The sequence below is a fragment of the Klebsiella sp. HMSC16A12 genome, assembly GCF_001808265.1.
Taxonomy (GTDB): domain Bacteria; phylum Pseudomonadota; class Gammaproteobacteria; order Enterobacterales; family Enterobacteriaceae; genus Klebsiella; species Klebsiella pneumoniae.
Genome location: NZ_KV792542.1, coordinates 118,656 through 130,481, shown reverse-complemented (window position 1 = coordinate 130,481; position 11,826 = coordinate 118,656). Strand labels below are relative to the sequence as shown.

Annotated in this window: 17 protein-coding genes; 9 read left to right on the top strand and 8 right to left on the bottom strand. The window is 56.0% G+C overall.

Features of this window, described 5'->3' with window-relative positions; translation table 11 throughout:
- Window positions 1-39: 39 nt before the first annotated feature.
- The 6 genes from lptB to HMPREF3140_RS03835 are packed head-to-tail and all read right to left on the bottom strand — an operon-like array spanning window position 40 to window position 4,417.
- Window positions 40-765 (bottom strand): LPS export ABC transporter ATP-binding protein, encoded by a 726-nt coding sequence (gene lptB / locus HMPREF3140_RS03860; RefSeq protein WP_002918417.1) that lies wholly within the window; start codon window positions 763-765, stop codon window positions 40-42.
- A 6-nt stretch (window positions 766-771) separates the two neighbouring features.
- Window positions 772-1,317 (bottom strand): lipopolysaccharide ABC transporter substrate-binding protein LptA, encoded by a 546-nt coding sequence (lptA, locus tag HMPREF3140_RS03855; RefSeq protein WP_002918415.1) that lies wholly within the window; start codon window positions 1,315-1,317, stop codon window positions 772-774.
- Window positions 1,286-1,861, bottom strand: a complete 576-nt coding sequence (gene lptC, locus HMPREF3140_RS03850; RefSeq protein WP_002918413.1) for an LPS export ABC transporter periplasmic protein LptC — start codon at window positions 1,859-1,861, stop codon at window positions 1,286-1,288. Before lptC ends, lptA begins: the two co-directional genes overlap by 32 nt.
- Window positions 1,858-2,424: a 3-deoxy-manno-octulosonate-8-phosphatase KdsC gene (kdsC, locus tag HMPREF3140_RS03845; protein WP_002918405.1), complete on the bottom strand. Its 567-nt coding sequence runs from the start codon at window positions 2,422-2,424 to the stop codon at window positions 1,858-1,860. Before kdsC ends, lptC begins: the two co-directional genes overlap by 4 nt.
- 14 nt (window positions 2,425-2,438) lie before the next feature.
- Window positions 2,439-3,443: an arabinose-5-phosphate isomerase KdsD gene (gene kdsD, locus HMPREF3140_RS03840; protein ID WP_004144922.1), complete on the bottom strand. Its 1,005-nt coding sequence runs from the start codon at window positions 3,441-3,443 to the stop codon at window positions 2,439-2,441.
- Window positions 3,440-4,417: a calcium/sodium antiporter gene (locus tag HMPREF3140_RS03835; RefSeq protein WP_004149949.1), complete on the bottom strand. Its 978-nt coding sequence runs from the start codon at window positions 4,415-4,417 to the stop codon at window positions 3,440-3,442. Before HMPREF3140_RS03835 ends, kdsD begins: the two co-directional genes overlap by 4 nt.
- 209 nt (window positions 4,418-4,626) lie before the next feature.
- On the opposite strand from HMPREF3140_RS03835, the gene mlaF reads away from it, so the two are divergent.
- The 7 genes from mlaF (at window position 4,627) to murA (ending at window position 9,433) form a co-directional block, all read left to right on the top strand.
- Window positions 4,627-5,439 (top strand): phospholipid ABC transporter ATP-binding protein MlaF, encoded by an 813-nt coding sequence (gene mlaF, locus HMPREF3140_RS03830; RefSeq protein ID WP_004150950.1) that lies wholly within the window; start codon window positions 4,627-4,629, stop codon window positions 5,437-5,439.
- 7 nt (window positions 5,440-5,446) lie between these two features.
- Window positions 5,447-6,229 (top strand): lipid asymmetry maintenance ABC transporter permease subunit MlaE, encoded by a 783-nt coding sequence (gene mlaE / locus HMPREF3140_RS03825; protein ID WP_004150949.1) that lies wholly within the window; start codon window positions 5,447-5,449, stop codon window positions 6,227-6,229.
- Between the two features lie 4 nt (window positions 6,230-6,233).
- Window positions 6,234-6,785, top strand: a complete 552-nt coding sequence (gene mlaD / locus HMPREF3140_RS03820; RefSeq protein WP_002918387.1) for an outer membrane lipid asymmetry maintenance protein MlaD — start codon at window positions 6,234-6,236, stop codon at window positions 6,783-6,785.
- An 18-nt stretch (window positions 6,786-6,803) separates the two neighbouring features.
- Window positions 6,804-7,439: a phospholipid-binding protein MlaC gene (mlaC, locus tag HMPREF3140_RS03815; protein WP_002918386.1), complete on the top strand. Its 636-nt coding sequence runs from the start codon at window positions 6,804-6,806 to the stop codon at window positions 7,437-7,439.
- Window positions 7,439-7,726: a lipid asymmetry maintenance protein MlaB gene (gene mlaB, locus HMPREF3140_RS03810; protein WP_004185850.1), complete on the top strand. Its 288-nt coding sequence runs from the start codon at window positions 7,439-7,441 to the stop codon at window positions 7,724-7,726. The genes mlaC and mlaB overlap by 1 nt, the downstream gene beginning before the upstream one ends.
- 139 nt (window positions 7,727-7,865) lie before the next feature.
- The gene (gene ibaG, locus HMPREF3140_RS03805) at window positions 7,866-8,120 is read left to right on the top strand and encodes a BolA family iron metabolism protein IbaG (RefSeq protein ID WP_070552851.1); all 255 of its coding nucleotides are present in this window, start codon (window positions 7,866-7,868) and stop codon (window positions 8,118-8,120) included.
- A 53-nt stretch (window positions 8,121-8,173) separates the two neighbouring features.
- Window positions 8,174-9,433: a UDP-N-acetylglucosamine 1-carboxyvinyltransferase gene (gene murA / locus HMPREF3140_RS03800; protein WP_002918382.1), complete on the top strand. Its 1,260-nt coding sequence runs from the start codon at window positions 8,174-8,176 to the stop codon at window positions 9,431-9,433.
- 55 nt (window positions 9,434-9,488) lie between these two features.
- Here murA and sfsB read toward each other — a convergent pair whose 3' ends face one another.
- Complete coding sequence (gene sfsB, locus HMPREF3140_RS03795; RefSeq protein WP_002918381.1) at window positions 9,489-9,761, bottom strand: DNA-binding transcriptional regulator SfsB; 273 nt, start codon at window positions 9,759-9,761, stop codon at window positions 9,489-9,491.
- 198 nt (window positions 9,762-9,959) lie between these two features.
- Window positions 9,960-10,931 (bottom strand): octaprenyl diphosphate synthase, encoded by a 972-nt coding sequence (gene ispB / locus HMPREF3140_RS03790; RefSeq protein WP_004144907.1) that lies wholly within the window; start codon window positions 10,929-10,931, stop codon window positions 9,960-9,962.
- 260 nt (window positions 10,932-11,191) lie between these two features.
- On the opposite strand from ispB, the gene rplU reads away from it, so the two are divergent.
- Together rplU and rpmA are read left to right on the top strand one after the other, a co-directional pair.
- On the top strand, window positions 11,192-11,503 hold the full coding sequence (rplU, locus tag HMPREF3140_RS03785) for a 50S ribosomal protein L21 (RefSeq protein ID WP_002918379.1): 312 nt from the start codon (window positions 11,192-11,194) through the stop codon (window positions 11,501-11,503).
- A gap of 20 nt (window positions 11,504-11,523) precedes the next feature.
- The gene (gene rpmA / locus HMPREF3140_RS03780; RefSeq protein ID WP_002434222.1) at window positions 11,524-11,781 is read left to right on the top strand and encodes a 50S ribosomal protein L27; all 258 of its coding nucleotides are present in this window, start codon (window positions 11,524-11,526) and stop codon (window positions 11,779-11,781) included.
- The last annotated feature ends 45 nt before the right edge of the window (window positions 11,782-11,826 follow it).

Genomic DNA, 11,826 nt, shown 5'->3' with positions numbered 1-11,826 from the left:
TAAATATCTCCGGCTAAAACGTCTGTAATCTCTACCCTATCAGAGTCTGAAGTCTTCCCCAAGATACACGCGCTTAACCTGCTCATCTTCGAGGATCTGCTGCGGTGTACCATGAGCGATAAGGTGTCCCTGACTGACAATATACGCGCGTTCGCAGACCGCGAGGGTCTCACGGACGTTATGGTCGGTAATCAGAACGCCGAGACCGCTGTCGCGCAGGTGCTCAATGATGCGTTTAATATCGATAACGGAGATCGGATCCACGCCGGCAAAGGGTTCATCCAGAAGAATAAATTTCGGATTCGCCGCCAGCGCGCGGGCGATTTCGACGCGGCGGCGTTCACCACCGGAGAGCGCCTGACCGAGGCTGTCGCGCAGGTGCTCAATATGAAACTCTTCCATCAGCTCTTTAGCGCGATCTTCCCGTTGCTCGCTGGTTAAATCGTCACGGATCTGCAGGACCGCCATCAGGTTGTCATAGACGCTGAGGCGACGGAAAATCGACGCTTCCTGCGGCAGATAGCCGATGCCCCGTCGCGCGCGCGCGTGCAGCGGCAGCAGGCTGATGTCTTCGTCATCGATGATGATATTGCCTGCGTCGCGGGGCACAATCCCGACCACCATGTAGAAGGTGGTCGTTTTACCGGCGCCGTTCGGGCCGAGCAAGCCGACAATCTCGCCCGAGTTAACGGTGAGACTGACATCTTCCACCACGCGGCGGCCTTTATACGCTTTAGCGAGATTCTTCGCAGTTAAGGTTGCCATAACGGATTAGTTACTCTTCTTTTGCTGGTTGCCGCTTTTGTCTTGCAGCTCGGACGGCACCAGAACGGTGGTGACGCGTCGACCTTTATCGCTGAAGGCCTGCATTTTTTGCTCTTTCACCAGATAGGTGATCTTGTCGCCCTTGATGTTGCTGTCGAGCTGTTCCAGATAAGCGTTGCCCGTCAGCACGACGTAATCGTTCTGCAGCTCGTAGCGCATTTTCGACGCCCGGCCTTTTACCGGCTTGCCGTTATCCTGCATCTGATAGAAAGTAGCCGGGTTACCGAAACCTTCGATCACCTCTTTGCCTTTCTCGTTGCCTGGACGGGTGACCACCACTTTATCAGCGTTAATCTTGATCGTCCCCTGGGTCACGACCACGTTACCGGTGAAGGTGACGACATTGCCCTGCATGTCCAGCGACTGCTGATCGGACTCGATATGGATCGGCTGATCGGTATCGCCCGTCTTGGCGAGGGCCGGCAGGCTGGCGGCCAGTAACGCGCCGGCGAGCGCAATCTTAAGGCTGAGTTTGTTTGTTCTGAATTTCATAAGAGGTTCTCACCTTTTCAATCAGCTCGGCATTTTTGCTGCGAAGGTTTCCACGCATTTTCAGGCCGCTGGAATTAAATGTGGTGCCGTATAACGTCACCATGTCATCGGAGGTAACGTCCTGCGTTACCAGATTTATCTGGGCGTTATCCGTCGTAATTTTGCGCAGTTGAGAATCTGGCGCGAGCGCATTCACCTCAACGTGCCCGTAAAGATAGAGCATCCGGTCATTCGTCAGCTTCGCTTTGTCTGCTCTGACCGACCAGGTAGGCACCTTGTTAGTATCAAAGGTGGTCATCACCGGTTTGGTAAACCAGGAGACCTCCTGATCGGAAAAATATTCCACGTGCTCGGCAATCAGCCGATAGCTCAGGGCGCCTTCCGGACTGTATACCACGGTGTCGGTATGTTCGCTTTTATACGTAGGGTCGTTAGGATTGACCTCCGGCTGGGCCGTGTCGTCCGTATTCGCCAGATTCAGGCCGATAAGGATCAGCGCGAGCAGCGACAGTAAAATGATAACCCAACGTCTGGTTTTACTCATATTGATTGCCCTTTGGCCTCATCCAACTTGCCCTGCGCCAATAGTAACAAATCGCAGACTTCGCGTACCGCGCCGCGTCCGCCGTTAATTCGCGTGACATAATTCGCCCGCGGTAGCAGCAGCGGATGCGCATCGGCGACGGCGACGCTAAGGCCCACTTCGGCCATCACCGGCCAGTCAATAAGATCGTCGCCGATGTAGGCGACTTCTTCCGGCCGCACGTGCAGTTTGTCCGTCAGATCGCGGAACGCCAGCAGCTTGTCCGACTGCCCCTGGTACAAATGCGTAATGCCCAGCGTCTGACAGCGATCTTCTACCAGTTTAGCTTTTCGCCCGGTAATAATCGCCACTTCAATACCCGAGGTCAGCGCGCAGCGGATACCATAGCCATCGCGGACGTTAAACGCTTTCAGCTCCTCGCCGTGATTACCCATATAGATAAGCCCGTCGGATAATACACCGTCGACATCAAGGATCAGTAGACGGATCTTCGCCGCGCGATCGACAAACGCCTGGCTTACCGGCCCGTAGCAGGTCGCTAACTGAGCATCAGCATTATTCATTATTTTTTCCTTACTTACACTACGCCCGCGCGCAGCAGATCGTGCATATGTACCACACCCAGCAGATGGTCGCCATCGGCAACCAGCACGCAGGTGATATGACGGGATTGCATCAGGTTTAGCGCATCCACCGCCAGAGTGCCGGGGCGGATGCGGATACCTCCCCGGGTCATGACGTCGGCAATGCTGGCATCGCGCATATCAACGCCGGTATCGAAGACCCGGCGCAGGTCACCGTCGGTAAAAATACCGATGATGTTCATATCGTCATCGCAGATAGCGGTCATGCCTAAATTTTTACGCGTGATTTCCAGCAGCGCATCGCGCAGGGTCGCCTGCAGGCCGACGTGCGGGATTTCATCACCGGTATGCATAATATCATTGACCCGCAGCAACAGCTTACGGCCGAGTGCGCCGCCCGGATGCGACAGGGCGAAATCCTCAGCGGTAAAGCCGCGGGCTTCCAGCAGGGCGACGGCGAGGGCATCACCCATCACCAGCGCGGCGGTGGTGCTCGACGTGGGCGCCAGTCCTAACGGGCAGGCCTCCTTCGGCACTTTCACGCACAGATGGATATCCGCCGCGCGCGCCATGCTGCTCTCCGGCCGGCTGGTGATACAGATAAGCTTCACCTGCTGGCGCTTGAGGACCGGGATCAGCGCGAGGATTTCATTCGATTCGCCGGAGTTCGACAGCGCAATTACCACATCCTGTGGGGTGACCATACCTAAATCACCGTGCGCCGCTTCGCCGGGGTGCACAAAAAATGCCGAGGTGCCGGTACTGGCGAAGGTTGCCGCCATTTTGCGGCCGATGTGGCCGGATTTGCCCATCCCCATCACCACGACTTTCCCGCCGCAGCGGAAAATCGTTTCGCAGGCATGGGTAAAGTCTTCATTTATGTATTGATCGAGCTGGGCCAGACCTTCACGTTCAATTTCCAGCACCTGACGGCCTGCCTGTTGAAAGTCAAAATCCGTGGGCAAATCTATTTGCGACATGATGTTATCCCGAATCATTCAACGAAGAGCGGTGCTGTCCAAAACAGCATCGCCAACCAAACCACAAAGCCGCCGACCAGCAGCGCGCCAACCAGTCGTCCCGGCTGCTGCTGACGGCGCCAGCACAGCACTGCGAAGATCAGGCTGACCAGCAGCATCACGCCATAATCGCGAGTGAAGGCTTCGGTCGCAAAGCTCCCCGGCGCGATCAGCGCCGGTAAACCCAGCACCAGTGCGATATTAAGGATATTGGCGCCGATGATATTGCCGATGGCAATATCATCTTCCCCTTTCCGCGCCCCGGCGATGGCGGTGGCCAGCTCCGGCAGGCTGGTGCCTATCGCCACCACCGTCAGGCCGACGGTCAGTTCGCTGATGGCGAAATAGTTTGCCAGCACTGTACTGTTATCCACCACCATGCGGGTCGCCATCGGCATGACGATCATCGCTACCCCTAACCAGAGCAGGGCGACCGGCAGCGACCCTTCGCGTGGCAGCTCCGCCAGCTGTTCGCGGGTCAGGCTATCGCTTCCCTGGCGCTCCGCCAGGCGAGCGATTTTGATGGTGAACAGCAGCCACAGAAGCGCTAACGCCAGTAAAAATAGCCCGTCGAGACGGGTCAGTTGTCCATCGTAGAGCACCAGTCCCGCCAGCACGCTGACCAGCAACATTAGCGGTAATTCGCGGCGCAGAATATCAGAATGCACGGTAAATGGCCTGAGTAAGGCGGCGAGACCGAGGATCAATAAGATATTGGTGATATTAGATCCGAGCGCGGTGCCGACCGCCAGATCGGTCTGCCCGTGCAGCGAGGCCGTGGTGGCGACCATGATCTCAGGCAGGCTGGTGCCGATACTGACCACTGTCATGCCGATGATCAGGGGCGGGATCCCCAACATACGACACAGGATGGAGGCGGCATAGACCAGACGATCGGCGCTGTAGACAACCAGCAATAAACCAATAATTAACAGAGCCGTCGCTAAGAGCATCTAAAGTCCTTTCTTCAGGTATAATCGTCGCCTCGCTGGGTTATCCCTACGCAGCGTAACGAATTCTTAATTTTGACTTTATGTGTGCCAAAAGTAAAACAAATGCCAGCTTTCGCTAACCTGTGCAGGTAAGATTCTGTAAAAATGTTGTGATTGTGGCGCAAGAAAGGGCCATGCTTGCCCGTCAGGTGTTTAGTAAGGATGATTTTATGAGCCAAACTCAGGCGAATTTAGTTGAAGTGCGCGGTATCCGCTTTTCACGCGGCGATCGTGTGATCTTCGACGACATCTCGCTGTCGGTGCCGCGCGGTAAAATTACTGCGATCATGGGACCTTCGGGGATCGGCAAGACTACCCTGTTACGCCTGATCGGCGGCCAGATCCCGCCGGACAGGGGAGAGATCCTGTTTGATGGCGAGAACGTGCCGCAGATGACGCGTTCGCGTCTTTATACGGTGCGTAAGCGGATGAGCATGCTGTTCCAGTCCGGCGCGCTGTTCACCGATCTCAATGTCTTTGACAACGTTGCCTATCCGCTGCGCGAACATACGCATTTGCCGCCTGCGCTGCTGCATACGACGGTGATGATGAAGCTGGAAGCGGTGGGGCTACGCGGTGCGGCGAAGTTAATGCCTTCTGAGCTTTCCGGTGGGATGGCGCGCCGCGCCGCCCTGGCGAGAGCCATTGCCCTGGAGCCGGATCTGATTATGTTCGACGAACCGTTCGTCGGGCAGGATCCCATCACTATGGGCGTGCTGGTGAAGCTGATTTCTGAACTCAACAGCACGCTGGGTGTCACTTGCATCGTGGTTTCGCACGATGTGCCCGAGGTGCTTAGTATTGCGGACTACGCGTATATCGTGGCGGATAAAAAGATTGTCGCCCACGGTAGCGCCCAGTCGCTACGGGAGAATACCGATCCTCGGGTTCGTCAGTTCATTGATGGTATTGCCGACGGTCCGGTGCCGTTCCGTTATCCTGCTGGCGACTATCACCATGATTTATTAGGCATAGGGAGTTGAGCGACTCATGCTGTTTAATGCGCTGGCCGCGCTAGGTCATCGCGGTATTAAAACCACCGCGACGTTTGGACGCGCCGGATTAATGCTTTTCAACGCCGTTGTCGGCAAACCAGAGTTTCGCAAGCACGCGCCGCTGCTGGTTCGTCAACTCTATAACGTCGGCGTCCTGTCGATGCTGATTATCATTGTATCGGGCTTGTTTATCGGTATGGTGCTCGGGCTGCAGGGGTATCTGGTGTTAACCACCTACAGCGCAGAGACCAGTCTTGGCATGCTGGTGGCGCTGTCGCTGCTGCGTGAGCTGGGGCCGGTGGTCGCCGCGCTGCTGTTTGCCGGCCGCGCCGGGTCGGCGCTGACCGCCGAGATTGGCCTGATGCGGGCCACGGAACAGCTCTCCAGTATGGAGATGATGGCGGTGGATCCGCTGCGTCGCGTCATTTCCCCACGCTTCTGGGCCGGTGTCATTTCGCTGCCGCTGCTGACGATTATCTTCGTCGCGGTAGGGATCTGGGGCGGTGCGCTGGTGGGTGTGAGCTGGAAAGGCATTGACGGTGGTTTTTTCTGGACCGCGATGCAAAATGCCGTCGACTGGCGAATGGATCTGGTGAACTGCCTGATTAAGAGTCTGGTGTTCGCTATTACGGTAACCTGGATTGCGTTATTTAATGGTTATGACGCTATCCCCACTTCCGCCGGGATTAGCCGGGCGACAACGCGTACCGTGGTGCATGCGTCGCTGGCGGTTCTGGGGCTGGATTTTGTGCTGACTGCGCTGATGTTTGGGAATTGAGTTCATGCAAACGAAAAAAACTGAAATCTGGGTAGGGGTGTTCTTACTGGTGGCGCTGCTGGCGGCGCTGTTTGTCTGCCTGAAGGCGGCGAACGTCACCTCGCTACGCACCGAGCCGACTTATCGCCTTTATGCGACTTTCGATAACATCGGCGGCCTGAAGGCGCGCTCGCCGGTGCGCATCGGCGGCGTGGTAGTGGGGCGGGTAGCGGACATTACGCTCGATCCGAAAACCTATCTGCCACGCGTGGAGCTCGATATCGATGAGCGCTACAACCATATCCCGGATACCAGTTCGTTGGCGATCCGCACCTCTGGCCTGCTGGGCGAGCAGTACCTGGCGCTGAACGTCGGTTTTGAAGACCCGGACCTCGGGACGACTATCCTTAAAGACGGCGGCACTATCCAGGACACCAAGTCCGCCATGGTGCTGGAAGATCTGATTGGTCAGTTCCTTTATAACAGTAAGGGCGGCGACAATCAGAATTCTGGCAATGATAAGGCCGAGGCAGAAGGTCATACTGACGCGACGCCGGCAGCCGGCACGACGCATTAATTTCAGGAGAAATACGATATGTTTAAACGCTTACTCATGGTCGCCATGCTGGTGATTGCCCCGCTGACCGCCGTCCAGGCTGCAGATCAGTCCAATCCGTATAAGCTGATGAATGAAGCGGCGCAGAAAACCTTCGATCGCCTGAAGAATGAACAGCCGAAGATTAAAGCTAATCCTAACTATCTGCGCGACATCGTCGACCAGGAGTTATTGCCGTATGTACAGGTGAAATATGCCGGCGCGCTGGTGCTGGGCCGCTATTACAAAGAAGCGACCCCTGCGCAGCGTGAGGCCTATTTTGCCGCCTTCCGTGAATACCTGAAGCAGGCCTACGGTCAGGCGCTGGCGATGTACCATGGGCAGACTTACCAGATTGCTCCGGAGCAGCCGCTGGGCAGCGCAACCATCGTTCCGATCCGCGTCACTATCATCGACCCGAACGGTCGTCCGCCGGTACGTCTTGACTTCCAGTGGCGTAAAAATACCCAGACCGGCAACTGGCAGGCCTACGATATGATCGCGGAAGGGGTGAGCATGATCACCACCAAACAGAATGAGTGGAGCGATCTGCTGCGCACCAAGGGCGTTGATGGCCTGACCGCGCAGCTGAAAGCGATCTCTGCGCAGCCGATCACCCTGGAACAGAAAAAATAATGAGCGGGCAGCTGAGCTGGACTCGCGAGGGCGAGACGCTGGCGCTGCACGGGGAGCTGGATCAGGATCTGCTGGTCCCGCTCTGGGAGGCGCGCGCCCAGGCGACGGCGGGAACGGCGATCATCGATCTCAGTCAGACCACGCGCGTGGACACCGCGGGCCTGGCGCTGTTAGTGCATTTTATGGCGCTGATTCGCCGTCAGGGCCGGGAAGCGCAGCTGGTCGGCAAGAGCGAAAACCTGCAAACGCTGATCGGTCTTTACAACCTGCCTGCCGATCTGATCTGATAATCTTTTCAGTGCCTTAGCACTGAAGCTATTCCGAAAGCCCTGGCAATCTTTTCGCCGGGGCTTTTTGCTTGTTTAAGACCGCGCCACTTTCCTCTAAGATGTTGGGCTGTTTTCACTATCAGATAAATTTGAGCCCATGGAAAATCATGAAATTCAGACCGTGCTGATGAACGCACTCCCCCTCCAGGAAGTCCACGTCTCTGGCGATGGCAGCCACTTTCAGGTTATTGCTGTGGGTGAGATGTTCGATGGCATGAGTCGGGTGAAAAAGCAGCAGAGCGTCTACGCGCCGCTGATGGAATATATTGCCGACAACCGCATCCATGCGCTGTTGATCAAGGCCTTTACTCCGCAGGAGTGGGCGCGAGACCGCAAACTCAATGGCTTCTAAGCTGTGGGGGATCCCCTGCAGCGTATGTGAATTTTTAATAGAGAACAGAATCAATGGATAAATTCCGTGTTCAGGGGCCGACTCGCCTTCAGGGTGAAGTCACCATCTCCGGGGCAAAAAACGCCGCCCTGCCAATCCTCTTTTCCGCGCTGCTTGCCGAAGAGCCGGTAGAGATCCAAAACGTACCTAAGCTGAAAGACATCGATACCACCATGAAGCTGCTGAGCCAGCTGGGCGCGAAGGTCGAGCGCAATGGTTCGGTATGGATTGACGCCGGCCCGGTCGATGTATTCTGTGCTCCGTACGATCTGGTGAAAACCATGCGCGCCTCTATCTGGGCGCTGGGCCCGTTGGTGGCACGTTTCGGTCAGGGGCAAGTTTCTCTGCCTGGCGGCTGCGCTATCGGCGCGCGTCCGGTCGATCTGCATATTAGCGGTCTGGAGCAGCTGGGCGCCGAGATCAAACTGGAAGAAGGTTATGTCAAAGCCTCGGTCAGCGGTCGCCTGAAAGGCGCGCATATTGTGATGGATAAGGTGAGCGTCGGCGCCACCGTAACCATCATGAGCGCAGCGACGCTTGCGGAGGGAACGACGATTATTGAAAACGCCGCTCGCGAGCCGGAGATTGTCGATACCGCCAACTTCCTGAACGCGCTGGGCGCAAAAATCACAGGCCAGGGTAGCGATCGCATTACCATCGAAGGCGTGCAGCGCCTGGGCGGCGGCGTCTACCGTGTGCTGCCTGACCGTATTGAAACCGGGACTTTCCTGGTGGCCGCGGCGATTTCCGGCGGCAAGATCCTCTGCCGTAACGCGCAGCCGGATACCCTGGATGCCGTACTGGCGAAGCTGCGCGACGCCGGGGCTGACATCGAAACGGGCGAAGACTGGATCAGCCTCGATATGCACGGCAACCGTCCGAAAGCGGTCAACGTGCGTACCGCGCCGCACCCGGGCTTCCCGACCGATATGCAGGCCCAGTTCACGCTGCTTAACCTGGTAGCGGAAGGGACCGGCGTGATCACCGAAACGATCTTTGAAAACCGCTTCATGCACATTCCGGAGCTGATCCGTATGGGCGCGCACGCGGAGATCGAGAGCAATACCGCTATCTGTCACGGCGTGAAGCAGCTTTCTGGCGCGCAGGTGATGGCGACCGATTTGCGCGCGTCGGCGAGCCTGGTGCTGGCCGGCTGTATCGCTGAAGGGACCACCATCGTCGATCGCATCTATCATATCGATCGCGGCTATGAGCGTATCGAAGATAAACTGCAGGCCTTGGGCGCCAATATTCAACGCGTGAAGGGCGAGTAACCGCGTCCTGACAGCGCCCCGGGACGTTGTTCCGGGGCGCTGTCGAGCAATCACATCACTTGTCGATCTTCTTCTGACGCATCATCTGCGTTCTGTCGATAAACTCATGAGTCACCGGGTCGTGGTAGCGTGACGGCCAGATGACCCACGGCTGCGTTTCCAGCGCTGTGGCGATAATCAATTCGCCTTTCGGCCAGGGGCGGGTCAGGGCGTTCGCCAGCGTTGAAGAACTTAGTCCGTGCCGTCGCGACTCTGCCGCCAGCGATGTTCCCCGTTTACGTAATCCCGCAACAATATCTGCGGGATGCCAGTCGATGAACTTATCCATAAATTCTCCTGGTGTTAAAGGTCCAGATCGTCCCACATGGGCGATAGAGACACTATACCCGCGTACTATGTAGGGTTCTAACAAGTTCTGTTAAAGCGCCGGAATATTCAGAATCTATCAAGATATTCGGAAGTTTAGGGAGAGAAATGGCATTTTACTGGAACTTTCCCGCGCGTCGCGCGGGAAAGGAGGGGGGGATTAATGATCGCGCTGGACTGCAATATGCGCCAGCCCAATCAAGGCTTCGCGCCAGGGCGTGTCCGGGAGGATCTGCAGCGCGGCAATGGCTTTGTCAGCTTCTTCTTCGGCACGCTTCTGCGTCCATTCCAGCGAACCGCAGGTCGCCATCGTTTCCAGCACAGCATCCAGTAGATGGCGGCCGTTGCCTTGCTCGATCGCACCGCGGATCATCGCTGATTGATCGGGTGTGCCATGGTGCATGGCGTGCAGCAGCGGTAGCGTGGGTTTACCTTCGTTCAGGTCGTCACCGACGTTTTTACCGAGCCGCTCGCCGTCAGAGCTATAATCGAGTAAATCGTCGATTAGCTGGAAAGCGGTGCCGAGATAGCGGCCATAATCCTGCAACGCGCGCTCTTCTTCCGCAGTGCAGTCGGCCAGCAGTCCCGCACACTGCGAGGCAGCTTCAAACAGGCGCGCCGTCTTGCTGTAGATAACGCGCATGTAGTTCTCTTCGGTGATATCCGGGTCATTGACGTTCATCAGCTGCAGCACTTCGCCTTCGGCAATGACGTTCACCGCTTCCGACATGACCTCAAGGATCTTCAGTGAGCCCAGCTGGGTCATCATCTGAAAGGCGCGGGTATAGATAAAATCGCCGACCAGCACGCTGGCGGCATTGCCAAACGCCGCATTGGCCGTGGCTTTGCCGCGACGCATATCAGACTCATCGACGACGTCGTCATGCAGCAGGGTGGCGGTATGAATAAATTCAATCAGCGCGGCAATGGTGACATGCGCGCTCCCCTGATAGCCCACCGCGCGTGCGGCGAGCACAGCAATCATCGGGCGAATGCGTTTGCCGCCGCCGCTGACGATGTAATAGCCTAACTGATTGATAAGCTGAACATCGGAGTTGAGTTGCTCAAGAATCGTCGCATTGACACCCGCCATATCTTGCGCGGTTAACTCATTGATTTTTTCTAAATTCATCGCAAAAGCCGGGCCAAATGTCCTGTTACCATGAATCCAGGTGGGATCACAGAAGGATTAAGACAGAATTAAAAGAAGATATGATTGTACTGAAAAATTGCCGTAGATAAACGTTGTCGTGAAAGTTGTGTTTTTTTTCTGCATTGATCGCTAATCGCTCTTGTCAAAGGCTCGCGTTTTGCGTAATATTCGCGCCCTATTGTGAATATTTATAGCGCACTCTGAATCACATAAAGAGGTGCGCGGAAGCGGAGTTTTATATGTACGCGGTTTTCCAAAGTGGTGGTAAACAACACCGAGTAAGCGAAGGTCAGACCGTTCGCCTGGAAAAGCTGGACATCGCAACTGGCGAAGCTGTTGAATTCGCTGAAGTGCTGATGATCGCAAACGGTGAAGAAATCAAGATCGGCGTTCCTTTCGTTGAGGGCGGCGTAATCAAAGCTGAAGTTGTTGCTCACGGTCGTGGCGAGAAAGTTAAAATCGTTAAGTTTCGTCGTCGTAAACACTATCGTAAGCAGCAGGGCCATCGTCAGTGGTTCACTGATGTGAAAATCACTGGCATCAGCGCCTAAGACCTGAGGAGTAGATTTAAATGGCACATAAAAAGGCTGGCGGCTCGACTCGTAACGGTCGCGATTCAGAAGCTAAACGTCTGGGCGTAAAACGTTTCGGCGGTGAAGCAGTTCTGGCAGGTAGCATCATCGTTCGTCAACGTGGTACTAAATTCCACGCTGGTACCAACGTTGGTTGCGGCCGTGACCACACTCTGTTCGCTTTGACTGACGGTAAAGTCAAGTTCGAAGTTAAAGGCCCGAAAAACCGTAAATTCATCAGCATCGTTGCTGAATAAGTTTTTCGCGTCCCGGTAACGGATGAAAGCCCCGCAACACGTTGC